Raw genomic sequence first — 22,572 nt, 5'->3', positions numbered from 1 at the left:
AGAGCCCGCATTTCCCGCTTTTTTCGTCCTTCGTGCTTGCAAGACCCGCCCACATTCGACATAGACCTAACCGCTATGGAGCCCGGCGCTCCGGGTCCATGGCGTCAAGCCGTCTTTGAACCCGATGAGGACATCTCCATCATGGCCTTTCTTGCCGACGCCCTTTCCCGTGTGAAGCCTTCCGCCACCATCGCCGTTTCCCAGAAAGCGCGTGAACTGAAAGCGAAAGGCCGTGACGTCATCGGGCTCGGCGCTGGCGAGCCGGATTTCGACACGCCCGACAACATCAAGCAGGCCGCCGTCGACGCGATCAACCGCGGCGAGACGAAGTACACGCCGGTCTCCGGCATTCCGGAACTGCGCGAAGCGATCGCCAGGAAGTTCAAGCGCGAGAACGGCCTCGACTACACCGCCGCGCAGACGATCGTCGGCACCGGCGGAAAACAGATTCTTTTCAACGCCTTCATGGCGACGCTGAATCCGGGCGATGAAGTCGTCATCCCGACGCCGTACTGGGTGTCCTACCCGGAAATGGTGTCGCTGTGCGGCGGCACGCCGGTCTTCGTCGCCACGACGCAGGAAAACAAGTTCAAGCTGAAGGCCGAGGACCTCGAAAAGGCGATCACGCCGAAGACCAAGTGGTTCATCTTCAACTCGCCGTCCAACCCCTCGGGCGCCGCCTACAGCCATGACGAGCTGAAGGCGCTGACCGACGTGCTGATGCGCCACCCGCACGTCTGGGTGCTGACGGACGACATGTACGAGCACCTCACCTACGGCGACTTCAAGTTCGCCACCCCGGTCGAGGTGGAGCCCGGCCTCTACGACCGCACGCTGACCATGAACGGCGTCTCCAAGGCCTATGCGATGACCGGCTGGCGTATCGGCTATGCGGCCGGTCCGCTCGCCCTCATCAAGGCCATGGACATGATCCAGGGCCAGCAGACGTCGGGTGCGTGCTCGATCGCCCAGTGGGCGGCCGTCGAGGCGCTGAACGGCACGCAGGATTTCATTCCGGCAAACAAGAAGATCTTCGAGGGCCGCCGCGACCTCGTCGTCTCGATGCTCAACCAGGCCAAGGGCATCGAGTGCCCCTCGCCGGAGGGCGCCTTCTACGTCTATCCGTCCTGCAAGGGGCTGATCGGCAAGACCGCGCCGTCGGGCAAGGTCATCGAGACGGACGAGGACTTCGTCTCGGAGCTTCTGGAAGCCGAAGGCGTCGCTGTCGTGCATGGCTCGGCCTTCGGCCTCGGCCCGAACTTCCGCATCTCCTATGCGACCTCGGAAGCCCAGCTCGAGGAAGCCTGCAAGCGCATCCAGCGCTTCTGCGCGGCCTGCACGTAAGCGGCGAGCCAAGCCCGCCGGCAAGGGCGGTGCGGCAAACCCCGCCCGCCCGCTGCCGTCGTCCTCGGCTTTGAGCCGAGGACCAGCCGCCGCATCCGGAGGGTGGATGGGGAGGCTGGCGGATCTTTTCGATAATTCGGCCCGCCGGCGACGGCGGGTTTTTTATTGCCGTCCCCCCGTGAAATTTCCGCTTTCGTTGCCGATATTGAGGGAAAGCGAATCCTGGAGCAGGACCATGAAAATGAAGTCACTCGCCGTAACCGCCCTGGCGGCCCTTGCCGTCGCCGCGCCCGCCATTGCCGCGGACGGTTACGAGAACGGCGCCGAGCGGGCGCCGCGCGGCAGCGCAGTCAGCGAACGGGCGCAGTACATGTCGTTCTACGACTATTTCTTCAACAACCCGGGCAAGTCCCGCACGCTGCGCTACGATCCCGGCGAATATTACAAGGGCCTGACCCGGGAATACGACCGGCCGTAACGGTCCTTGCCCCTGTCCCGGGGCATTTGTTCTTCACGCATTTCCGGACGCAAAGCCGCTGCGTACGTTTGCTGGAAATGCTTTAGAGCCCGATCATCGTCAGCATGACGAAGGTGGCGAAGAGGATGAAGTGCGTCATGCCCTCGATGGCGTTCGTCTCGCCGTCGTTGAGGTTGATGGCGGCGGCGATCAGCGTGATCATCACCATGACCGTCTGCACCGGCGTCATCGCCATGATGAAAGGCTGGCCGGTGTAGAGGGCGATCGCCTCCATGACGGGCACCGTGAGGATGACCGTCGAAAGCGAGGCGCCCATGGCGATGTTGACGACGGACTGCATGCGGTTGGCGAGCGCGGCGCGCAGCGCCGTCAGGATTTCGGGCGCGGCGGAGATCGCCGCGACGATGACGGCCATCAGCGCCGGCGGGGCGCCCGTGCCCTTGAGGCCGGTGGCGAGCAGCACCGACATGACTTCGGCCAGCGCGCCGATCAGCACTACGCCGAAGACGATGATGACGATTGAGACGCTTGCCGCCTCGCTGTCGTCCGGCGCCTTGCTCGGCAGGCCCTCCTTCCGTTCGGCGCGCGGATAGGCGTAGCTGAAGAAATAGCTGTGCGCGCCCACCTGCATGCGCAGGAAGAGGGCGTAGAGCGCGATCATCGCGCCGATGGTGAAGGCCGAATAGAGATGCCAGCTTTCGCGCGGCACGAATTCCGGCACGACCATGGAAATGCCCATGGCCGTCAGGATCATCACGCCGTAGGTCTTTCCCGAATCGTCGTTGTAGGGCTGTTCGCCATGGCGGATGCCGCCAAGGAGGGCGGCGAGGCCGAGGATGCCGTTGATGTCGAGCATCACGGCGGCATAGATCGTGTCGCGCACCAGTGTCGGCGACGTCTCGCCCTGCATCATGATCGCCAGCACCACGACCTCCACCAGCACCGCCGCCAGAGTCAGGATCATCGTGCCGTAGGGATCGCCGACCTTCGAGGCGAGGATTTCCGCGTGATGGGCGATGCGGGTGGAGACGAGGATGATGGCGGAAACGAGCGCGAAGGCCGCGACGAGCACCGGCAGGCGGCCCATTTCCAGGAGGCTGTGCTCCGTCGCATAGGCGAGGAGGGCGGCGGCAAGGCCGACGAACAGGAAACGTTCCTTCAGCAGGCTGGAGAGCATGGGCGGGCGGCCTTTCGACAGATGTGCTGGAATAGATGTAGCCGAGCCGCGCAAAAAGAAAACGCCCGCAGGGAGGAGACTGCGGGCGTTCTGTCCTCCCTTGGGGGAGGAGGCACCGGGGCGCTGGATTGCGCAGCATCCCGGTGAGACATGTCAGGCGACGTTTTCGAGGATCGGATAGTCGGTGTAGCCCCTGGCGCCGCCGCCGTAGAAGGTATCCTTGTCCGGCGTGTTCAGCACCGTGTCGTTCTTCAGCCGCTCGACGAGGTCCGGGTTGGCGATGAAGAGCTTGCCGAAGGCGACGAGGTCGGCCCTGCCGCTTTCGACGGCGTCGATGGCGAGCGCCCGGTCGTAGCCGTTGTTGACCATCCAGGCCGCCTTGCCGCCGGCGGCCTTGTAGGCCGCGCGCAACGCCGCATAGTCGAAGGGTGCGTCGCCCTGCTGGTGGTCACGCGCCCCGCCCGTCGCGCCTTCGATGATGTGGATATAGGCAAGGCCATACCTGGCGAGGCCTTCGACCACATGGGTGAAGAGCGGCTGCGGGTTCGGGTCGAAGGCATCGTTGGCGGGCGTGACCGGCGAGATCCGGATCGCGGTGCGGCCGGCGCCGATTTCTGCGGTGATGGCGTCGACGACCTCGAAGAGCAGGCGGGCGCGGTTCTCGATCGAGCCGCCATAGTCGTCCGTGCGGGTGTTGCTGCCGGACCGCAGGAACTGGTCGATCAGGTAGCCGTTGGCGGCATGGATCTCGACGCCGTCGAAGCCGGCGTCGATGGCGGCGCGGGCGGCGCGGCGATAGTCCTCGATGATGCCGGGCAGCTCGGTTCTCTCCAGCGCGCGCGGCTCGGAGGTCTCGGCAAAGCTGCCGCTGCCGTCGGCATTGACGAGATAGGTCTTCGACTTGGCGCGGATCGCCGACGGGGCGACCGGCTTGCCGCCGTTCGGCTGCAGCGTGTCATGCGAGATACGGCCGACATGCCACATCTGCACGACGATCTTGCCGCCGGCCTTGTGCACGGCATCGGTGACTTCCTTCCAGCCTTCCAGCGCTTCCGGCTTGTAGAGGCCCGGCACGTCGGCATAGCCCTGGCCCTGGTGGCTGATGGCGGTCGCTTCGGTGATGAGCAGGCCGGCGCTGGCGCGCTGCTCGTAATAGGCGGCATTCAGCGTGTTCGGCACGGCGCCCGGCGAACGGTTGCGCGTCAGCGGCGCCATGACGATACGGTTGGCAAGCTGGATGTCGCCGATCTTGAGGGGGTCGAAAAGCGAGGTCATGGTAGTCCTTCTTCTGGCTTGGGGAGAGCGCTCAAAGCGAGCGGTTGATGTGGTGGAGGAAGGCCGCGATCTTTTCCTCGTCGCGTTTGAAGAACACCCATTGGCCAACCTTGCGCGTCGTCACGAGGCCGGCGCGCTGGAGGGTGGCAAGATGGGCGGAGACGGTGGATTGCGAGAGCGCGCAGCGCTTTTCGATCTGGCCGGCGCAGACGCCGAAATCCAGCGGGTGCTCCTGGCCGGCGAAATGCCGCTGCGGCTCCTTCAGCCAGGCGAGGATTTCCAGCCGCTTGGGATGGGCGAGGGCCTTGAGGATTTCGTCGGCGTCGAGCTCGGTCATGTCAATCGTGGTTCAGCGATGAATATATCGTATATCAACGATATTGGGTTCGCCGTTTTCCGATGCAAGAGGTCCAGGCAAAAAAAGAGGGCCACAAGCGAAGCTTGGGCCCTGCAGGTGTGAAGGTATTAGAACCTCCAGAGGGGAACAGCCAACGCGCGGCACTGGGAGGAGAAAGACCGCAAGTGCGTCGGCTGAATTGAATATGGGGGAGACGGGCCGCTTCTTCAAGGGAAACGCGTGCCAAGTTTTGCAGGAAGCGTGAAAATTCCGTCTTGGTTAACGGAAGGCAAAAAAAGAGGGCCGCAAGGTCAACTTGGGCCCTTTATAGTTTTGAAGGTAATAAAACCTCCAGAGGGGAACAGCTGGTGCGGTGGCACTGGGAGGAAAAAGCCACCAAAGTGCATCAGCTGCGTGCGATATGATGGTTTTATGGGCATACATCAATCATTTAATGTGCATGCCAGCCATGCATGGGACGCAGGCCTACCGAATCCGCTCCCTCAGAAGTTCCAGTTGCGTGCCTTGGCGACGATGAAGTCTCTGAAAACCTTGAGCTTGGCGGAATTCTTCATCTCGCTCGGATAGCAGAAATAGGTGTCGAAGGAGGGGATATCCGCGCTCAGCGGCAACTGCAGCAGGCCGGGGTCGCGCCCCACGATGTAGTCGGGCAGCATGGCGACGCCGATGCCGAGCAGGCAGGCACGCTTGATCGAGGTCTGGCTGTTGATCTGCAAGACGGAAGGGCGCGGATTGTCGGAATCGCGTCCGGCGATCTCCAGCCAGTTCACATCGAGCAGGTAGCTCGGCGCGGGCTCGCCGAAGGTGATGATCTTGTGGTTGTCGAGATCGTCGATCGACTGCGGCTCGCCGTAGCGGTTGATGTAGGAGGGCGCGGCATAGATGTGCATGTGCACGGTGAAGAGCCGGCGCTGGATGAGGTCCGACTGCTGCGGTTCGCGCAGGCGGATGGCGCAGTCGGCATGGCGCATGTTCACGTCCAGCTCCTCGTTGTCGAGGATGAGCTGCACCTGCATGTCGGGGTAGAGCGCGAGGAATTCCTGCACCTTGTCGGTCAGCCAGCCCTGGCCGAGGCCGACCGTGGTGGTGATGCGCAGCTTGCCGCTCGGCTTCTCGGTGTTTTCCGTCAGCTGCACGCGCACGCTTTCGAGCTTCATCAGCACGTCGTGCGCGGTGCGGTAGAGGATCTCGCCCTGTTCGGTGAGGATGAGGCCGCGGGCATGGCGGTGGAAGAGCTTGATGCCGACATCCTGCTCCAGCGCGCTCACCTGGCGGCTGATGGCCGATTGAGAAAGATGCAGCTTGTCTGCGGCATGCGTGAACGAGCCCGCCTCGGCCGCGGCATGAAAGATCCGCAGCTTGTCCCAATCGAGCGGCATTCTGACCCCCATATGTCTTTGTGGCGGGGAGCGCGTGCTTCCCGCCCGGTCGCTGATTCAACTGTTCCCACGCGGGCGGTCGGACTATCCCGCCACCCTTTGTTGGCGGCTTCTACTCGGCCGCAATTGCGACAGGCATATGACCTGCAAGGTATTTTTCGGTTTCGAGGGCCGCCATGCAGCCCATGCCGGCCGCCGTCACCGCCTGGCGATAGATATCGTCGGTGACGTCGCCTGCGGCAAAAACGCCCGGCACGTCCGTCGCCGTGGAATCGGGCGCCGTCCACAGATAGCCGTTCGGCTTCTGGCGCAGCTTGCCCTTGAAGAGCTCGACCGCCGGCGCATGGCCGATCGCCACGAACACGCCGTTCGTCGCCATGTCGCGCGTCTCGCCGGTCTTGACGTTGCGCAGCTTCACGCCGTTGACGGAGGCGGGCATCGGCGGCTTGGGATCGGCGCCGAGATATTCCACGACCTCATGGTCCCAGACGACCTTGACGTTCTCCTTGGCGAACAGGCGCTCCTGAAGGATGCGTTCCGCGCGGAAACTGTCGCGGCGGTGCACGACCGTCACGGTCCTGGCGAGGTTGGAGAGGTAGAGCGCCTCTTCCACGGCCGAATTGCCGCCGCCCACCACGATGACGTCCTTGCCCCGATAGAAGAAGCCGTCGCAGGTGGCGCAGGCCGAGACGCCGAAGCCCATGAACTTGTGCTCCGTGTCGATGCCGAGCCACTTGGCCTTGGCGCCCGTCGCGATGATCAGCGCGTCGGCGGTCCATTCGGCGCCGCTGTCGGTGGAGATACGGAAGGGGCGCACGTCGAGGTCGACATGGGTCACGAGGTCGTTGACGATCTCGGCGCCGACATGGCTTGCCTGCTTGAGCATCTGCTCCATCATCCACGGGCCCTGCACCGGATCGGCGTAGCCCGGGTAGTTTTCCACATCCGTGGTGATCATCAGCTGGCCGCCCTGTTCCATGCCGGCGATCAGCACCGGCTCCAGCATGGCGCGGGCGGTATAGATGGCGGCGGTGTAGCCGGCGGGGCCGGAGCCGATGATCAGCACCTTGACGTGGCGGGTGGACATGGTCGTTCCTTCCGGGGCCTTCCGCCCCAATGGGCCAATCCGCGCGGGTGGCGCGCAGGCATTGGCCGGCGTGTCGTTTTTCGACCCTCATTTATGAAGGGAGTGCCGTGAGTTTCAAGTGCGCGCAAGGCTTTGCTAACAGGCAAGCGAAGGCGCGTGACATATTTGTGCCGCTTGCGGTAACAATGTTGCGCTGATGTGGGCGATTCGGGTCACTTCCGGTCGCCGCCCTGAAAGGTTTCAAAAACTCCCATGTTTCGTGCCGAACTCGACGCCATCGACATCCGTATCCTGAAGGAGCTTCAGGCCGATGGCCGGATGACCAATGTGGAGCTCGCCGCCCGTGCCGGCATCTCCGCGCCGCCCTGTCTGCGCCGCGTGCGCAAGCTGGAGGAGGCAGGCATCATCGAAGGCTATACCGCGATGCTGAACGCCCCGGCGCTCGGCTACGACCTCGTCGCCTTCTGCATGGTCGGGCTCAAGCACCAGTCGGAGGCGAACCTCAAGGCCTTTGCCGCCGCGACGGGCGAATGGCCGATGGTGCGTCAGGCCTGGATGGTCTCGGGCGACAGCGATTTCCTCTTGCACTGTGTCGCCGAAAACCTCACGCGCTTCCAGGATTTCGTCATCGAGGAACTGACCGCCAATGCGCAGGTCGATACCGTGCGCACCATGCTGACGATCCGCCAGGTCAAGAAGGTCGGGCTGGTCGAGCTTTAGCGCAATACCAGCTAAAGTGCGAAGCGGTTCTGCGTCCGGAATTGCGCCGGAACTCTAGCTCGCCCGCCAGCGCTTCAGGATTTCCTCCGCCAGCCCGGGCGTCGAATTGACCGGTTTGGCATGGCCGTGCGCGGGTTCCTCCGGAAACCGGCAGATGACGGTCTCCTGCGACAGGGCGGCGATGAGCCTGTCGATCTTCGCATGGCCGCCGGACGGGTGGAAGATCTGCACGGGCACGCCCAGCGCGGCCGCCTCGCCCACCATGTTGGTCGAATCGGCGGTGACGACGATCTCGTCCGCCCATGAGAGGTAGGCAAGGAGCGGGTTCTCCCCCGTCCCGTCCCAGAAGCGCACCCCGGGGCGGTTGCCGAGGCCGGAGAGGGCGTTGGCGAGCGGTGCCGGCGTGCGGCGCGACGTGGTGATCATCAGTCCGCAGCCATCCTCCAGCCTTGCTTCGAGACCGCGAAGGAACCGGTCGTTGTCGGCGTCCGTGAACCGATGGTGCCGGCTGTCGCCCCCGACGAGCACGGCGACCCTCGGTCGGGGCAGGGGGGCGAGCGCCTCCGCAAAGGCGGCATGCGCGTCTGCCAGCCGTTCCGGGGAAAGCCGGTTGGGCGCGGTGGTGACGACGAGGACATTTGCGCCGCGGGGCGCATCATGCTGCTGCACGATAAGAAGGTCCGCGCCGTGCCGCCGGGTCCGGGGATCCTTGAAGAGCACGCAGAAGGTCGCGGGCGCCAGCGCCTTCAGCCGGCGCAGATAGGGCACCGCGCGCCGGCCCGTGGCAAGGCAGATGTCCGGAAAGGGCGGGGCGAGCGGCGAGCCGGCCTTCGCGGGCGCATCCTTCGGGTCGATCGGGCCCCGTGGCATCAGCCAGGTGAAAGCACGCCGCGGCGCCACGCGCCGCAGGACCGGTACCGATCCCATGGCCTCCGCAAGGCCGATCAGCGGCTGCTCGTCGCCGGCCTTGCCGTCGGTCAGAACCCAGACGACGGGAGGGGCGCCCTTCGCCATCTCAGCGCCGCGGCCCCGCCATCAGCCGCTCATAGGCGGAAAACTCCTTCTCCAGCATCTGCCGGGTGGTGAAGTTGGCGAGCACATGCGCCCGGCCGTTCGCGCCCATGGCCTTCAGACGGCCCGGGTCGGCAAGCGCCTCTTCAAGGGCGTCGGCAAGCGCGGCGGCGTCGCCGGGCGGCACGAGCCAGCCGGTCCTGCCGGGCAGGACCGTCTCCCGGCTGCCCCCGTGATCGGTGGCGATCACAGGCGTGCCCATTGCCTGCGCCTCGATCGCCGCCCGGCCGAAGGCTTCCGGATCGGTCGAGGCCGAAACCGCAAGATCGGCGGCGGCGAGGATCGCGGGAATATCCCGCCGGCTGCCCGTGAAGGTGACGCGGCCGTCGAAGCCGAGCCGTGCGATGTCGCACTGGAGCTCGGCGACCAGCGCGTCCGAGCCGCCGCCGACGAAGGCGAGGCGAAGACCGGGACGATCGAGCCGGGCGGCGGCCTCCAGCAGCACGGCATGGCCCTTCCACCGCGTGATGCGGCCGACCATCACCACCAGCGGGCCGTCAGCCGAGGCGCCGAGCTCGCTGCGCAGGGCCGCCCGTGTTTCGGCCGATATGGCGGCGGGATCGAAGAGCTCCGGCTCGACGCCGCGCGGTGCGACGACGACGCGCGCCTGCGGAAAACCGTAGACGGTGACGATGTGGTCACGAATGAACCCGGAATTCGCGATGACCAGCGGCGCGCGCAGCATGACGCTGTTGTAGAAGCGCTTCAGGGCGTTGCCGTGGCTGTAGACGCCGTGGAAGGTCGTGACGAAACGCACCGGCCGGCGCGCCAGGCGGCAGGCGAGAAGGCCGACCCAGGCCGGCACGCGGCTGCGGGCATGGATGATGTCGATGCCCTCGGCATCGACCAGCCGTGCGACGGCCCGTGCGGCCGAAATGGCGGAAAAAGGCGACTTCTTTCCGACCGGCAGCGTGACGTGCCTGGCGCCCGCGGCCTCCGCGGCGGCGACGAGCGGGCCGCCTGCGCTGGCGATCCAGTTCGGCAGGCCGAGCGTGCCAAGATGGCCGGCCATTTCGACGGCACTGCGTTCCACGCCGCCATCGCCGAGGGCCGGGAGGAGCTGGAGAACGCGCGGTCCGGTGGTCGTCTGTGCTTCCGGCGGAGGCATCAGGAAATCCTCGATCTTGTGCTGCCAGGTCTGTTCGCGGGCATGGCGGGCGGCATTCTCGCCGAGCCGGAGCCGGAAGTCACGGTCGCCGAGCAGCGCGTCCAGCGCCGCCGTCACCGAGGCCGGATCGGCGCCGTCGCACAGAAGCCCCGTCTCGCCGTCGTGCACGGCATCCGCCGCCCCGCCGTCGCGGCCGGCAAGAGCCGGCACGCCATACCAGGCCGCCTCCAGATAGACGAGGCCGAAGCCTTCGACGGAATTGCCCTCGCGGCGCGCGGGCATGGCAAAGACGTCGGCGCGTGCCAGGAGGGCGGCCTTTTCCGCGTCCGACACGCGGCCGTGGAAGATGACCGCGTCGGCGATGCCGGCGTCTTTCGCGAGGCCTTCGAGCCGGGCGCGGTCCGCGCCGTCGCCGGCGACGTGCAGGGTCAGGCCGGGATAGGCCGGATGCAGGGCCGCGACGGCCTCGATCAGCCGGTCCACGCCCTTGCGCGGCTCCAGCCGGCAGAGCGTCACGACCTGCAAGCCGTCGCCATAGGCCCTCCGCAGCGCCTCCAGCCGCTCGGGATCGGCCGCCGCCTGCGCCGGCACGGTGGGGGTGACGGTGCGCACCCGGCCGGCCGCCACATAGGGCGCGGCAAGGCCGGCGGTGAAGCTGGAATTGGCGATGACGTCCCTCGCCTTGGCCATGGCCGCCAGGATGCGCCGCGCCTTGCGCCGCGACGGGGCCGCGGGGAACTCCATGCCATGGGCGAGCACGGTGACGGGAACGGTGTCTATCGTGAGATTCTCGGCGCTCTTCCAGGTGTCGGTGATGATCCGGTCGTAGGTGCCGGAGCGGACAAGCCTTGCGGCGTCCCGCGCCTTGCGCCAGCGCCGCAGCGGCTTCCAGCCGGAGAAGCGCTTGATGCGGTAGGGGCGGCTTCCATCCGCGGCGTCCGGATCGTCGTCGGCCAGCACGGTGACGGTGTGGCCGCCCTCCTGCAGGGCAAGCGCCATCGAGCCCATCATGTTCTCGATCCCGCCGACGACCGGCGGGAAGCATTGCGTGAGTATGAGGATGTTCATGGGATGTGGGGCTCGAAAATGCGGCGTGTTCGCGGAACTCCTACCACCGGCCGGCGATATGGTCTATGGAGGCGCCGGCGCTCAATCGGCGCGGTCCAGAGGAGATGATGCGGATGCAGACGATCGTATGCATGAAATGGGGCACGCGCTATCCGGCGGACTATGTCAACCGCCTGTGGTCCATGATCAAGCGTAACACGGTGCGTCCGACGCGGCTCGTCTGCTTCACGGAGGATGCCGAGGGCATCGATCCCGCGGTCTCCGTCTTCCCGCTGCCGCCGATCACCATTCCCGAGCGCGTCGCCTGGAAGCCGTGGCGCAAGATCTCGCTTTGGCAGGCCCCGCTGGCAGACCTCGAAGGTGACGTGCTGTTCGTCGATCTCGACGTGGTCATCACCGGGCCGCTCGACGATTTCTTCGATTATGCGCCGGGCAAGTTCTGCATCGCCGAGAACTGGACGCAGCCCGGCCAGGGCATCGGCAACACCTCGGTCTATCGCTGGACGGTCGGCACCAACACGCATATCTACGACGATTTCGTCCGCGATCCGGACGCCAAGATCAACAAGCACACGATCTCGCAGCGTTACGTCTCCGCCGCGGTCGACACCATGACCTACTGGCCGGCGGAATGGTGCGTCAGCTTCAAGCACACGCTCCTGCCGCGCTGGCCGCTGAACTTCTTCAAGGACGTGCCGCTGCCCGCTGGCACCCGCATCGTCGCGTTCACCGGCAAGCCCGACCCCGACGAGGCCGTGATCGGCCAATGGCCGGTGAAGGCCTGGTGGAAGAAGGCCTACAAGCACGTCCGGCCGACGCGCTGGATCGACGAGAACTGGCGCTGAGGCGCGCCGGCCTCTAGAACATTTTCGGTGAATTCCGGTTCACCGAAAATGTTCTGGATTCTTGTTTTTGCCGCATTATCCGACGCCGAAGCGACTTCGCTTCAGCTGGAAATGCTCTGGCGGCCGAGCGTGTCGAGATACCAGCGATAGGCGCGGTCGATGCCCTCGCGGAGCTCCGTGGCGGGTTTCCAGCCCATCGCCGCCAGCTTGGCATTCGACATCAGCTTGCGCGGCGTGCCGTCCGGCTTGGAGGGATCGGTCTCGATCCGGCCCGTAAAGCCGACGACCTCGGCGACGAGCGTCATGAGGTCGAGGATGGCGATGTCCTCGCCCGAGCCGACATTGACGTGCTCGTAGTCCTCGTAATGCTTTAGCAGGAAGACCAGCGCATCGGCGCAATCCTCGCTGAACAGGAATTCGCGGCGCGGCGAGCCGGTGCCCCAGATCGTCACATGGTCGAGGCCGGCAAGCTTCGCCTCATGCGCCTTGCGGATCAGCGCCGGCAGCACATGGCTGGTCTCAAGGTCGAAATTGTCGTTCGGGCCGTAGAGATTGGTCGGCATGGCCGAGATGAAACGGGCGCCGTGCTGCTTCATATAGGCTTGGCAGAGCTTGATGCCGGCGATCTTGGCGATGGCGTACCATTCGTTGGTCGGCTCCAGCGCGCCGGTCAGGAGCGCGCTCTCGGTGATCGGCTGGTCCGCGAATTTCGGATAGATGCAGCTCGAGCCGAGGAAGAGCAGCTTCTCGACGCCGGCCTCGTGCGCCGCCTTGATGACATTCATCTCCATGGCGAGATTGCGCTGGAGGAAGTCCACGGGCGCGCGGTCGTTGGCGAGGATGCCGCCGACCTTCGCCGCCGCCATCACCACCGCCTGCGGCCGCTCGGCCGTAAAGAAGCGCTCGACATCCGCCTGGCGCTCCAGGTTCACCGCATCGCGCGGCGCGGTCAGCACCGTGCAGTTATCGGCCGCCAGCCGCTTGGCGACGGCGCTGCCGACCATGCCGCGATGGCCGGCGACGAAGACGCGTTTTCCCGCAAGGTCGTACATTCAGGGACGGCCCTTTTCCGCAAAGTCTTTCCGCATGAGCTTCAGGTCCTCCCGCACCATTTCGCGGGCAAGCTCGTGCGCGCCCGTTTCATGGCGCCAGCCGAGCACCCGTTCGGCCTTCGAGGGATCGCCGAGCAGGAGATCGACCTCCGTCGGGCGGAAGTAGCGCGGGTCGATGGAAACGAGCTGCCTGCCCGTCGCCGCGTCGAAACCCTTCTCGTCGATGCCCTTGCCCTCCCAGCGGATGGTGATGCCGGCCTCGGCGAAGGACCATTCGGCGAACTGGCGCACGGTGGTCGTCTCGCCGGTCGCCAGCACGTAGTCGTCGGCCTCCGCCTGTTGCAGCATCAGCCACATGCCGCGCACATATTCCCTCGCATGGCCCCAGTCACGCTTGGCGTCGAGATTGCCGAGGAAGAGCTGGTCCTGCTGGCCGAGCGTGATGGCGGCGACGGCGCGGGTGATCTTGCGCGTCACGAAGGTCTCGCCGCGCAGCGGGCTTTCATGGTTGAAGAGGATGCCGTTCGAAGCATGCATGCCATAAGCTTCGCGGTAGTTGACGACGATCCAGTAGGCGTAGAGCTTCGCCGCCGCATAGGGCGAGCGGGGATAGAAGGGCGTCGTCTCGCTTTGCGGCACGTCCTGCACCTTGCCGTAGAGCTCGGACGTGGAGGCCTGGTAGAAGCGCGTCTTCTTTTCGAGGCCGAGGATGCGGATCGCCTCCAGCATGCGCAGCGTGCCGATGGCGTCGGCATTGGCCGTATACTCCGGCGTCTCGAAGCTCACCTGCACATGGCTCTGGGCGGCGAGGTTGTAGATCTCGTCCGGCTGGGTCTGCTGCACGATGCGCACGAGGTTCGTCGCGTCCGTCATGTCGCCGTAGTGCAGGAAAAGCTGCGGGTCCGGCTCGTGCGGATCCTCGTAGATGTGCTCGATGCGGCCCGTGTTGAAGGAGGAGGAGCGGCGCTTGATGCCGTGCACGATATAGCCCTTGTCGAGCAGCAACTGCGCGAGATAGGCGCCGTCCTGGCCCGTCACACCCGTTATCAAAGCCACCGGTTTCTTGGACACGTCTGTTCTCCAGGATGAATGCGGGTTTTAGAGCAGGCCTTTGTCGGAGCCGTTCAGCGTGTCAGCAGGCCGGCAATGCGGTTTTTCAGGTGAAGCGCCTCGCGGAAGAGGAAATCGCCGGCCGTCAGCAGCGGGTGGCCCTGCCGCGCCGCGCGCTGGCTCTTCAGCACGGCCTTGCCGTCGCCTTTCGGCCTGGTACCGTTCTTCTCCACCACATCGGCGATCAGTGCGACGAGATTGTGATCCTCCAGCACGCGCCGGCGCGCCTCGCGGATGGCAGGCAGCCGCTTCTCATATTCGTTGTTGTCGATCGCTTCGCGCATAATCCGATACGCCTCGTCCGGCTTGCGGATGTCGATGGCGATGAAGCTGTCGGCCGGAAAATAATCGGCAGCGTTCGGCGCGCCGAAATAGAAGGGCAGGGATAGGCCGAGGAAGGGGTCGGCCAGCTTCTCCGTGAAGTGGTGCGGGGCGAGGTGGTTCTCGATGGCGATATGGTACTTGTAGGGATCGATCGCTTCCGCCTTGTCGTCCACCGGCGTATGGCCGCGGCCGAAGACGTCGAGATCCGGCATGCGAGCGGCCATGGCCTGGGTGAAATCGTAGCGCAGGCGATGCAGCGTGTGGCCCTGCCGCTTCGTCGAGCAGACCGTGCCGATGACCCTGGTCTTTTCCGGAAAATGGCCGGCGATCTCGTCGGCGGTCATCAGGTGGCGGCTGCCTTCGCCGTAGAACCAGCGCAGGCCCGCCTGGCTCCAGATGCGGCCGGGATGGTGGAGCGCAAAGGGCTCCTGGCTCGTCACCACATGGCCGAACTGCCGCGTGAAGGCGCGGCCGTAGATCTTGATGCCCGACGGCTCCGTGGTGAAGAGGATGGTGTTCTCGGGCGCACAGGCGAGCTCTTCCACCCGCATCGAGCGGCGCTCGCTGCCGGCCGACGGCAGGTTCTCGTAGACCGCCAGCCAGTCGTAGTCGCGCGCCTCGGGATCGAAGGTGAAGGCGAGGCCGCGCGTCGCGGAGAAGCCGGACGGCACCTGCCGGGCAAGGGGGCTTATGCCGTGGGTCCGGTTGACCCGGTCCATGACCTTGACCACCGTCGCGGCGGTGCCGTTCTTCCCTGTGGAAAGCATGGGGCTCGCCTTGTCCGTCACCCCCAGGTGACAGCGAGGATCTCGTAGGCCTTGGAGCCGCCCGGCGCGTTCACCTCGATCGAATCGCCGACTTCCTTGCCGATGAGCGCGCGGGCGATCGGCGAGGAGATGGAGATGCGGCCCTGCTTCACGTCGGCTTCCTGGTCGCCGACGATCTGGTAGACCTTCTCCTCTTCGGTGTCCTCGTCGACGAGCTTCACCTTGGCGCCGAACTTGATCTTGGAGCCGGACATCTTGGAAAGGTCGATAACCTCGGCGCGCGCGACGAAGTCTTCCAGCTCCGTGATGCGGCCTTCATTGTGGCTCTGGGCTTCCTTGGCGGCGTGGTACTCGGCGTTTTCCGACAGGTCGCCATGGGCGCGTGCCTCGGCGATCGCTTCGATGATTCGCGGACGCTCTTCCTGCTGACGCCAGCGCAGTTCTTCCTGCAGCTTGACGAAACCGCCCTGAGTCATCGGTACCTTTTCAACCATTTTATCCCGTCCTTCAGCCCGCGCCGCCCAGGCTCCCGCCTGCGCGAACGCAAAAGAAAACGGTCTCCGGAGAGGAATCCCCGGAACCGTCGAAAGCGTTTGAACGGCCCTTATAGCAGATTGCGTCGTCCGAAAGCCAGTTTTTTCGCCGCAGGCGGACTTTCGCCCACAGAAGCGGGAACAATCACTCCGCGTTGCGGCCTGCCGCTTATCGCGGGAGGCGTGCAGGCCGCGGCGGTTGGGTGCGCATGACAAAGCCGGGCGATGCACGGCCGGGCTTGATGACACATCGCCCCACCGGCTGCCGTCATCCTCGGGTTCAACCCGAGGATCCGCGCGGCCGCCGAGCAGCCTGAAGCCGGGCCTCGCCCGGCTTTCGACGGCGCGTTTCAGTTTCAGAAATAGGCCTGTAGCGGTCGTACTTCCAGCTGGCCCTGCTTCAGGGCCTTGATCGCCTGGGCGGCGGCTTCGGCGCCGGCCATGGTCGTGTAATAGGGCACCTTCTGCATCAGCGCGGCGCGGCGCAGCGACTTCGAATCCGAGATCGCCTTGTTGCTGTCCGTCGTGTTGATGACGAGGCTGACCTGGCGGTTGCGGATGGCGTCCTCGACATGCGGGCGGCCTTCCTGCACCTTGTTGACCTTGGTCGCTTCGATGCCCTTTTCGGCGAGGAAGCGGGCGGTGCCCGAGGTCGCCATGACCTTGAAGCCGATTTCCGTCAGCAGGCGCACAGCCGTCAGCACGCGGTCCTTGTCTTCGTCACGCACGGAGACGAAGACCGTGCCTTCGCGCGGCAGGTCGACGCCGGCGCCGAGCTGGGACTTGGCGAAGGCGAGCGCGAAGTCGGTATCGAGGCCGATGACCTCGCCGGTCGAGCGCATTTCAGGCCCAAGCAGCGTATCGACGCCCGGGAAGCGGGCGAAGGGGAACACGGCCTCCTTGACGGCGATGTGCTTCAGGTTGCGCGGGTCGGGCTTCTCGCCATAGGCGGCAATCGCGGCGTCGAGCGTCTCGCCGGCCATGACGCGGGCGGCGATCTTGGCGATCGGCGCGCCGATGGTCTTCGCCACGAAAGGCACCGTGCGCGAGGCACGCGGGTTCACTTCGAGCACGTAGATCGTGCCGTCCTTGATGGCGTATTGCACGTTCATCAGGCCGCCGACATTCAGCGCCTTGGCCAGCGCCTTCGTCTGGCGCTCCAGCTCGTCGACGGTCTCGTTTGACAGCGTGTGGACCGGCAGCGAGCAGGCCGAGTCGCCCGAATGGATGCCGGCTTCCTCGATATGCTCCATGATGCCGGAGACGAAGACTTGCCTGCCGTCGCAAAGCGCATCGACGTCGACCTCCACGGCATTCGACAGGTAGCTGTCGAAGAGCAGCGGGTTCTTGCCGAGCAGGGTGTTGATCTGGCCGGTCTTGTCGTTCGGGTAGCGCTGCTTGATATCTTCCGGCACCAGTTCCGGCACCGTGTCGAGCAGGTAGGTCTGGAGCTGGCCTTCCGAATGGATGATCTGCATGGCGCGGCCGCCGAGCACGTAGGACGGGCGCACGACGAGCGGGAAGCCGATCTCGCCGGCCACGAGGCGCGCCTGTTCGACCGAATAGGCGATGCCGTTGTTCGGCTGGGTAAGGTCGAGCTTCTGGAGGAGCTTCTGGAAGCGGTCGCGGTCTTCGGCAAGGTCGATCATGTCGGGCGCGGTGCCGAGGATCGGGATGCCGTTCTTCTCCAGCGCTTCGGCGAGCTTCAGCGGCGTCTGGCCGCCGAACTGCACGATGACGCCGACGACTTCGCCGTTGGTCTGCTCGGCCTTGAGGATTTCGATGACGTCCTCGGCCGTCAGCGGCTCGAAATAGAGCCGGTCGGACGTGTCGTAGTCGGTCGAGACGGTTTCCGGGTTGCAGTTGACCATGATCGCCTCATAGCCGGCATCCTTCAGCGCGAAGGCGGCGTGGCAGCAGCAATAGTCGAACTCGATGCCCTGGCCGATGCGGTTCGGGCCGCCGCCGAGGATGACGACCTTCTTGCGATCCGAAATGCCGGCTTCCGAGCGCGTGGCCCCGGCAAACGGGGTTTCGTAGGTCGAATACATATAGGCGGTCGGCGAGGCGAATTCGGCGGCGCAGGTGTCGATGCGTTTGAAGACCGGGCGCACATCGAGCCGGTTGCGCAGTTCCGCGATTTCCTTCGGGCGCTTGCCCGAAAGGGTGGCGAGGCGCGCATCGGAGAAGCCCATGGCCTTGAGCATGCGCAGGTTCTCGGCGTCCTCGGGCAGGCCGTGTTCGCGGATGCGGGCCTCCATGTCGACGATGGCCTTGAACTGCTCGAGGAACCACGGGTCGATCTTCGAGCCCTCGTGCACCTCTTCCAGCGAAAGGCCGAGGCGCAGCGCCTGGGCGACCATGCGCAGGCGGTCCGGCGTCGGCGTGGAGATGGCGGCGCGGATGGCGTTCCTGTCGTTGCCGTCGCCAAGGCCCGGGATTTCGATCTCGTCGAGGCCGGTCAGGCCGGTTTCGAGGCCGCGCAGTGCCTTCTGCAGCGATTCGGCGAAGGTGCGGCCGATGGCCATGACCTCGCCGACCGATTTCATGGCGGTGGTCAGCGTCGGCTCCGCGCCGGGGAATTTTTCGAAGGCGAAGCGCGGGATCTTCGTCACCACATAGTCGATCGACGGTTCGAAGGACGCCGGGGTCGCGCCGCCGGTGATGTCGTTCTCCAATTCGTCCAGCGTGTAGCCGATGGCGAGCTTTGCCGCGATCTTGGCGATCGGGAAGCCGGTCGCCTTGGAGGCGAGCGCCGAGGAGCGCGAGACGCGCGGGTTCATCTCGATGACGACGAGGCGGCCATTGGCAGGATTGACGGCGAACTGCACGTTCGAGCCGCCGGTCTCAACCCCGATCTCGCGCAGCACCGCGATCGAGGCGTTGCGCATGATCTGGTATTCCTTGTCCGTCAGGGTGAGGGCAGGGGCAACCGTGATCGAATCGCCCGTGTGCACGCCCATCGGGTCGATGTTCTCGATGGAGCAGATGATGATGCAGTTGTCCGCCTTGTCGCGGACGACCTCCATCTCGTACTCCTTCCAGCCGAGCACCGACTCCTCGATCAGCACTTCCGTCGTCGGCGAGGCGTCGAGGCCGGAATTGACGATCTCGAAGAATTCCGAGCGGTTATAGGCGATGCCGCCGCCGGTGCCGCCCAGCGTGAAGGACGGGCGGATGATGGCGGGCAGGCCGATCTCGTCGAGCGCCTGTGCGCCGATCGCCATGGCGTGGCTCATATAGCGCTGCTTGCGGTCGGTCTCGCCGAGGTTCCACTGGTTTTCCAGCTCGTCCAGCGCCTTGTCCAGCGCATCGCCGGAAAGCTCGGCCTTCAGCTTGGCGCGCTCGGCCTCATGAACCTTGCGGTCCTTGTCCTTGATCTCGGTGGCGTTCGCCAGCATCGATTTCGGCGTTTCGAGGCCGATCTTGGCCATGGCCTCGCGGAAGAGCGCGCGGTCCTCGGCCTTGTCGATGGCTTCCGGCTTGGCGCCGATCATCTCGACATTGTAGCGGTCGAGCACGCCCATGCGCTTGAGGGAGAGGGCGGTGTTGAGCGCCGTCTGGCCGCCCATGGTGGGCAGCAGGGCGTCGGGGCGCTCCTTGGCGATGATCTTGGCGACGACCTCGGGGGTGATCGGCTCGACGTAAGTGGCGTCGGCGAGGCCCGGATCGGTCATGATCGTCGCCGGGTTGGAGTTGACGAGGATGACGCGGTAGCCTTCCTCCTTCAGCGCCTTGCAGGCCTGGGTGCCGGAATAGTCGAATTCGCAGGCCTGCCCGATGACGATCGGCCCCGCGCCGATGATGAGGATCGATTTCAAATCTTGGCGCTTAGGCATCTCTCTATCCGTTCTCTTCGCTTCGGCCGCGTGCGCGAAAAAACCGGCATGGTGATGGGTTCACCGGCCGGGCGCGCAAAAAAGGTCTTTCAAGGCTAGAAGCGGCTTATAGGCAAATGCGGAGGCGAGCGGAACCCCGAAAATGGACCAATCGACAGGAAATATGCCGGCCCTTCGCGCCGGTTGCCTCAGGGCCGCGCGCCGTCGATATAGGCCTGGATCGAGCGGCCGACTTCCGCGACGAGGCGCTCGCGCGGCAGCGCCACGACGGGCGGCAGCTTGAGCACATAGCGGGTGAAGGCAAGGCCGAGGATCTGCGTCGCCACGAGGCCGGCGACGGCGGGCGCATCCGGCCCGGCAAGCCGCGCGATGGCGGGAGCGACCTGGGTCGCGAAGATCTCCCGCAGCCGCGCGGCGGCAAGATCGTTCGAGGCGGCCGAGCGCAGGGCGATCGGCAAGGCGGTGGTGCCGCCGTCGCCTTCCCAGACCGTGAGGAAGTGCCGCACCAGGGCCTCGCCCACCGCGTTGCGGGGAAGGGCGGTGAGGTCGGGCAGCCGCAGATCGAGATCCGCCGCGCGGGCGAACAGCGCGTCCTTGCCGCCGAAGTAGCGGATCACCATGGCCGGATCGATCGCGGCGGCGGCGGCGATGTCGCGCACCGTCGTGCCGTCATAACCCTTTTGCGCAAAGAGCAGCCGTGCGGCTTCGAGAATGGCCTCGCGGGTACGGTCGGACTTGGTTTTCTTCGCGGGAGAATCAGTCATGGTCAGAAAATGCCAACGCGTGTTGACAAATTCAAGCGCCCGGCATAAAAGTCAACACATGTTGATTTTTATGGAGTGCGAACCATGCTGCCGCAGGAAACCGATGTGCTGATCGTCGGGGCAGGGCCGACCGGCCTTGCGCTCGCCGTCACCCTGCAACAGGCGGGCGTGCGGCCCGTCATCGTCGACCGCCTTGCGGCCGGCCAGAACACCTCGCGCGCCGCGGTCATCCATGCCCATACGCTGGAGGTGCTGGAACGGCTCGGCGTCACGGAAGACCTGGAGCGCCGCGGCTTGCCGCTCACCCGCTTTGCCTTGCGCGACCATGACCGGGCGCTGCTGGAGCTCGATTTCTCCACATTGCCGTCGCGCTATGCCCAGATCCTGATGATCCCGCAGGACGAGACCGAGGCGATCCTTGCCGACCGGTTGGCAAGCCTCGGCGGCGCCGTCGCGCGGGGCGTCACGGCGACGCGGATCGAGCGCGATGCGGCGGGGGCGGTGGTCCATGTCGAGACGCCGGAGGGGCCGCAGGCCATCCGCGCCCGTTATGTCGTCGGCGGCGACGGCATGCACAGCGTCGTGCGCGAGGCCGCGGGCATCGCCTTCGACGGGGAGAGCGCTGCCGGTTCCTTCGTCCTTGCCGATGTCCATATGGACTGGGCCCTGAGCACGGAGGTGACGCTGTTCTTCTCGCCGGAAGGCATGGGCGTCGTCGCGCCGCTGCCGGCAAATCGCTACCGCATCGTGGCGCCCGTCGAGGATGCCCCCGAAGCGCCGGACGCGGCTTTCGTGCAGGCGCTGCTCGATGCCCGCGGCCCGCGCAAGTCGCCGGGCCGCGTGCGCGAGGTCCTCTGGAGTTCGCGTTTCCGCGTGCATCACCGCGTCGCCGCGCGCTATCGGTCAGGCCCGTTCTTCGTCATGGGCGATGCCGCCCATGTGCACAGCCCGGCCGGCGGGCAGGGCATGAATACGGGGCTTGTCGATGCCGTCGTGCTGGGACAGTTGCTGGCGGACGTCATCGCCGGCAGGGCGCCGGACACGACTCTCGACCTCTATGAGGAGAAACGCCGTCCCGCCGCGGCGGAGGTGCTGGCGCTCGCCGACCGCCTGACGCGGATCGCGACCATGCGCAGCCTTGCCGGCCGTATCCTGCGCAACCTCGTCCTGCGCCTTCTCGGTGCATCGCCGGTCTTCCGCCGCAAGCTGGCGCTCAACCTCTCCGGCCTCGCCCGCAAGGGGCTCGGGATGGTTCCCCGACGCTAGGCTGCGTTGCTTGCCCCTCATCCCCCTGCCGGGACCTTCTCCCCTCAAGCGGGGAGAATGGGGAAAACGGCGAACCCATCGCTCCTCTCCCCGCTTGCGGGGAGAGGATGCCGGCAGGCAGGTGAGGGGCCGCGCGCTGCCGCGCCTGCCCATTCACTCCGTCGCCAGAAGCCCCGGCAGCTCCTTCAGGATGCTGTCCCGCGCGCGCAGGCTCGTGCGCGGCTCCTGCTTCTTCTCGTCCTGGATGAGGCGGGCGAAGACGACGGTGCGGTCGTCGCGGCGGGCCCAGCCGACATACCAGCCCCACGGCCGGGCATAGTCGAAATTGCCGTCGGCCTTGCGGGGATAGGCCATGCCGGTCTTGCCCTGCGCGCCCCAGCCGTGGGCAAGGTCGCGCCGCTCGAGGATTTCCATCGCCCGGTCCATCGCATCGGCGGAGACCGGCAGTTCGTGGTTCACCAGCTTCTTCAGGAAGGCCACCTGCTCGCGCGGCGAGATCTTCAGCGAGGAGGCGATCCAGGCGCGCTCCAGCCCGTTGTCCTTGCCCGGGTCGCCTGCCATGTCGGCATTGCCGTAGCCGAAGGCATCGGCATAGTCGCGCAGCTGCTCGTAGCCGAGGAATGCGGTGATGCGCTGCGAATACCAGACGATGGAAAACTCCATCCAGCGCTTCGGCGTTGCCGGCTGGCGCCAGGCATCGCCGCCCCAGTCCGGATCGCCCTTCATGAAGGGCAGGACCGGTTCGTCCGCGTCTTCCAGGAAGCCGGAATCGTAGCCCATCACGGCGAGCGGCACCTTGAAGGTGGAGGCGGGCGTCACGCGGCTCTCGCAGTCTCCCTTTTCCAGGATGACCTCGTCACTCGCCGCATCGGCGACGATCGTACAAATAATGCGGGCTTCGGCCGGCGCGCTGAAGCCTGCGGCCAGCAGGATGCCGACCGCGAAAAGACGCATGTCCATCACGTTTTCCTCGAAATTTGAATGGCTTGTGCATTCTGGATAGCAGT

General features: G+C 65.7%; 19 protein-coding genes. 5 read left to right on the top strand and 14 right to left on the bottom strand.

Translation table 11 applies throughout. The annotated features are described in order from the left end of the window. The first annotated feature begins 141 nt into the window (after positions 1-141). Both AABQ55_RS18425 and AABQ55_RS18420 read left to right on the top strand, forming a co-directional pair. The gene (locus AABQ55_RS18425) at positions 142-1,344 is read left to right on the top strand and encodes a pyridoxal phosphate-dependent aminotransferase (protein WP_244766989.1); all 1,203 of its coding nucleotides are present in this window, start codon (positions 142-144) and stop codon (positions 1,342-1,344) included. Positions 1,345-1,579: 235 nt separating this feature from the next. Continuing rightward, entirely contained in the window at positions 1,580-1,822 is a 243-nt protein-coding gene (locus AABQ55_RS18420) for a hypothetical protein (RefSeq protein WP_244766988.1), read from the top strand. 82 nt (positions 1,823-1,904) lie between these two features. On the opposite strand, the gene AABQ55_RS18415 is transcribed toward AABQ55_RS18420, so the two are convergent. The 5 genes from AABQ55_RS18415 to trxB form a co-directional block, all read right to left on the bottom strand. Continuing rightward, complete coding sequence (locus AABQ55_RS18415) at positions 1,905-2,999, bottom strand: calcium:proton antiporter (RefSeq protein ID WP_272806054.1); 1,095 nt, start codon at positions 2,997-2,999, stop codon at positions 1,905-1,907. A 153-nt stretch (positions 3,000-3,152) separates the two neighbouring features. Next, entirely contained in the window at positions 3,153-4,274 is a 1,122-nt protein-coding gene (locus AABQ55_RS18410) for an alkene reductase (protein ID WP_244766986.1), read from the bottom strand. A 31-nt stretch (positions 4,275-4,305) separates the two neighbouring features. After that, positions 4,306-4,611 carry an ArsR/SmtB family transcription factor gene (locus AABQ55_RS18405; RefSeq protein WP_244766985.1) on the bottom strand — a complete coding sequence of 102 codons (306 nt, stop codon included), beginning with the start codon at positions 4,609-4,611 and terminating at the stop codon, positions 4,306-4,308. Between the two features lie 503 nt (positions 4,612-5,114). Next, positions 5,115-6,011, bottom strand: a complete 897-nt coding sequence (locus AABQ55_RS18400; protein WP_244766984.1) for a LysR family transcriptional regulator VtlR — start codon at positions 6,009-6,011, stop codon at positions 5,115-5,117. A 112-nt stretch (positions 6,012-6,123) separates the two neighbouring features. Then, positions 6,124-7,098, bottom strand: a complete 975-nt coding sequence (trxB, locus tag AABQ55_RS18395; RefSeq protein WP_272806053.1) for a thioredoxin-disulfide reductase — start codon at positions 7,096-7,098, stop codon at positions 6,124-6,126. A 252-nt stretch (positions 7,099-7,350) separates the two neighbouring features. Here trxB and AABQ55_RS18390 point away from each other — a divergent pair, with 252 nt between their 5' ends. Beyond that, the gene (locus tag AABQ55_RS18390) at positions 7,351-7,818 is read left to right on the top strand and encodes an Lrp/AsnC family transcriptional regulator (protein WP_023516337.1); all 468 of its coding nucleotides are present in this window, start codon (positions 7,351-7,353) and stop codon (positions 7,816-7,818) included. A 54-nt stretch (positions 7,819-7,872) separates the two neighbouring features. Here the strand turns inward: AABQ55_RS18390 and AABQ55_RS18385 are convergent, their stop codons facing one another. Together AABQ55_RS18385 and AABQ55_RS18380 are read right to left on the bottom strand one after the other, a co-directional pair. Further along, positions 7,873-8,832, bottom strand: a complete 960-nt coding sequence (locus tag AABQ55_RS18385; protein WP_272806052.1) for a mitochondrial fission ELM1 family protein — start codon at positions 8,830-8,832, stop codon at positions 7,873-7,875. Between the two features lies 1 nt (position 8,833). Next, on the bottom strand, positions 8,834-11,065 hold the full coding sequence (locus AABQ55_RS18380) for a glycosyltransferase (RefSeq protein ID WP_272806051.1): 2,232 nt from the start codon (positions 11,063-11,065) through the stop codon (positions 8,834-8,836). A 113-nt stretch (positions 11,066-11,178) separates the two neighbouring features. Here AABQ55_RS18380 and AABQ55_RS18375 point away from each other — a divergent pair, with 113 nt between their 5' ends. Further along, complete coding sequence (locus AABQ55_RS18375) at positions 11,179-11,910, top strand: hypothetical protein (protein WP_272806050.1); 732 nt, start codon at positions 11,179-11,181, stop codon at positions 11,908-11,910. Between the two features lie 101 nt (positions 11,911-12,011). Here AABQ55_RS18375 and fcl read toward each other — a convergent pair whose 3' ends face one another. The 6 genes from fcl to AABQ55_RS18345 all read right to left on the bottom strand — a co-directional run bounded on the left by fcl (position 12,012) and on the right by AABQ55_RS18345 (position 20,299). Further along, positions 12,012-12,962 carry a GDP-L-fucose synthase gene (gene fcl, locus AABQ55_RS18370; protein WP_272806049.1) on the bottom strand — a complete coding sequence of 317 codons (951 nt, stop codon included), beginning with the start codon at positions 12,960-12,962 and terminating at the stop codon, positions 12,012-12,014. After that, entirely contained in the window at positions 12,963-14,033 is a 1,071-nt protein-coding gene (gene gmd, locus AABQ55_RS18365; protein ID WP_272806048.1) for a GDP-mannose 4,6-dehydratase, read from the bottom strand. It lies immediately after the preceding gene. Positions 14,034-14,086: 53 nt separating this feature from the next. Next, a complete protein-coding gene (locus tag AABQ55_RS18360) occupies positions 14,087-15,163 on the bottom strand; it encodes a glycosyltransferase family 10 domain-containing protein (RefSeq protein WP_272806047.1) in 1,077 nt (358 codons plus the stop codon). A gap of 17 nt (positions 15,164-15,180) precedes the next feature. Continuing rightward, on the bottom strand, positions 15,181-15,657 hold the full coding sequence (greA, locus tag AABQ55_RS18355) for a transcription elongation factor GreA (RefSeq protein WP_024271251.1): 477 nt from the start codon (positions 15,655-15,657) through the stop codon (positions 15,181-15,183). A 395-nt stretch (positions 15,658-16,052) separates the two neighbouring features. Continuing rightward, the gene (carB, locus tag AABQ55_RS18350; RefSeq protein WP_272806046.1) at positions 16,053-19,535 is read right to left on the bottom strand and encodes a carbamoyl-phosphate synthase large subunit; all 3,483 of its coding nucleotides are present in this window, start codon (positions 19,533-19,535) and stop codon (positions 16,053-16,055) included. Between the two features lie 188 nt (positions 19,536-19,723). Further along, positions 19,724-20,299 (bottom strand): TetR/AcrR family transcriptional regulator, encoded by a 576-nt coding sequence (locus tag AABQ55_RS18345; protein ID WP_272806045.1) that lies wholly within the window; start codon positions 20,297-20,299, stop codon positions 19,724-19,726. Between the two features lie 84 nt (positions 20,300-20,383). Between AABQ55_RS18345 and AABQ55_RS18340 the strand changes: the two genes are divergently transcribed. Next, on the top strand, positions 20,384-21,565 hold the full coding sequence (locus AABQ55_RS18340) for an FAD-dependent oxidoreductase (RefSeq protein ID WP_272806044.1): 1,182 nt from the start codon (positions 20,384-20,386) through the stop codon (positions 21,563-21,565). Between the two features lie 153 nt (positions 21,566-21,718). Here AABQ55_RS18340 and blaOXA read toward each other — a convergent pair whose 3' ends face one another. After that, a complete protein-coding gene (blaOXA, locus tag AABQ55_RS18335; protein WP_272806043.1) occupies positions 21,719-22,525 on the bottom strand; it encodes a class D beta-lactamase in 807 nt (268 codons plus the stop codon). Between the last annotated feature and the right edge of the window lie 47 nt (positions 22,526-22,572).

The organism is Shinella sp. WSD5-1 (assembly GCF_963942435.1).
GTDB lineage: Bacteria > Pseudomonadota > Alphaproteobacteria > Rhizobiales > Rhizobiaceae > Shinella > Shinella yambaruensis.
This window is presented reverse-complemented; position numbering and strand designations above follow the sequence as displayed.

Coding starts and splice junctions, on each gene's coding strand:
- AABQ55_RS18425 (WP_244766989.1), top strand. CDS start 142: ATGGCCTTTCTTGCCGACGCCCTTTCCCGTGTGAAGCCTTCCGCCACC.
- AABQ55_RS18420 (WP_244766988.1), top strand. CDS start 1,580: ATGAAAATGAAGTCACTCGCCGTAACCGCCCTGGCGGCCCTTGCCGTC.
- AABQ55_RS18415 (WP_272806054.1), bottom strand. CDS start 2,999: ATGCTCTCCAGCCTGCTGAAGGAACGTTTCCTGTTCGTCGGCCTTGCC.
- AABQ55_RS18410 (WP_244766986.1), bottom strand. CDS start 4,274: ATGACCTCGCTTTTCGACCCCCTCAAGATCGGCGACATCCAGCTTGCC.
- AABQ55_RS18405 (WP_244766985.1), bottom strand. CDS start 4,611: ATGACCGAGCTCGACGCCGACGAAATCCTCAAGGCCCTCGCCCATCCC.
- AABQ55_RS18400 (WP_244766984.1), bottom strand. CDS start 6,011: ATGCCGCTCGATTGGGACAAGCTGCGGATCTTTCATGCCGCGGCCGAG.
- trxB (WP_272806053.1), bottom strand. CDS start 7,098: ATGTCCACCCGCCACGTCAAGGTGCTGATCATCGGCTCCGGCCCCGCC.
- AABQ55_RS18390 (WP_023516337.1), top strand. CDS start 7,351: ATGTTTCGTGCCGAACTCGACGCCATCGACATCCGTATCCTGAAGGAG.
- AABQ55_RS18385 (WP_272806052.1), bottom strand. CDS start 8,832: ATGGCGAAGGGCGCCCCTCCCGTCGTCTGGGTTCTGACCGACGGCAAG.
- AABQ55_RS18380 (WP_272806051.1), bottom strand. CDS start 11,065: ATGAACATCCTCATACTCACGCAATGCTTCCCGCCGGTCGTCGGCGGG.
- AABQ55_RS18375 (WP_272806050.1), top strand. CDS start 11,179: ATGCAGACGATCGTATGCATGAAATGGGGCACGCGCTATCCGGCGGAC.
- fcl (WP_272806049.1), bottom strand. CDS start 12,962: ATGTACGACCTTGCGGGAAAACGCGTCTTCGTCGCCGGCCATCGCGGC.
- AABQ55_RS18360 (WP_272806047.1), bottom strand. CDS start 15,163: ATGCTTTCCACAGGGAAGAACGGCACCGCCGCGACGGTGGTCAAGGTC.
- greA (WP_024271251.1), bottom strand. CDS start 15,657: ATGGTTGAAAAGGTACCGATGACTCAGGGCGGTTTCGTCAAGCTGCAG.
- carB (WP_272806046.1), bottom strand. CDS start 19,535: ATGCCTAAGCGCCAAGATTTGAAATCGATCCTCATCATCGGCGCGGGG.
- AABQ55_RS18345 (WP_272806045.1), bottom strand. CDS start 20,299: ATGACTGATTCTCCCGCGAAGAAAACCAAGTCCGACCGTACCCGCGAG.
- AABQ55_RS18340 (WP_272806044.1), top strand. CDS start 20,384: ATGCTGCCGCAGGAAACCGATGTGCTGATCGTCGGGGCAGGGCCGACC.
- blaOXA (WP_272806043.1), bottom strand. CDS start 22,525: ATGGACATGCGTCTTTTCGCGGTCGGCATCCTGCTGGCCGCAGGCTTC.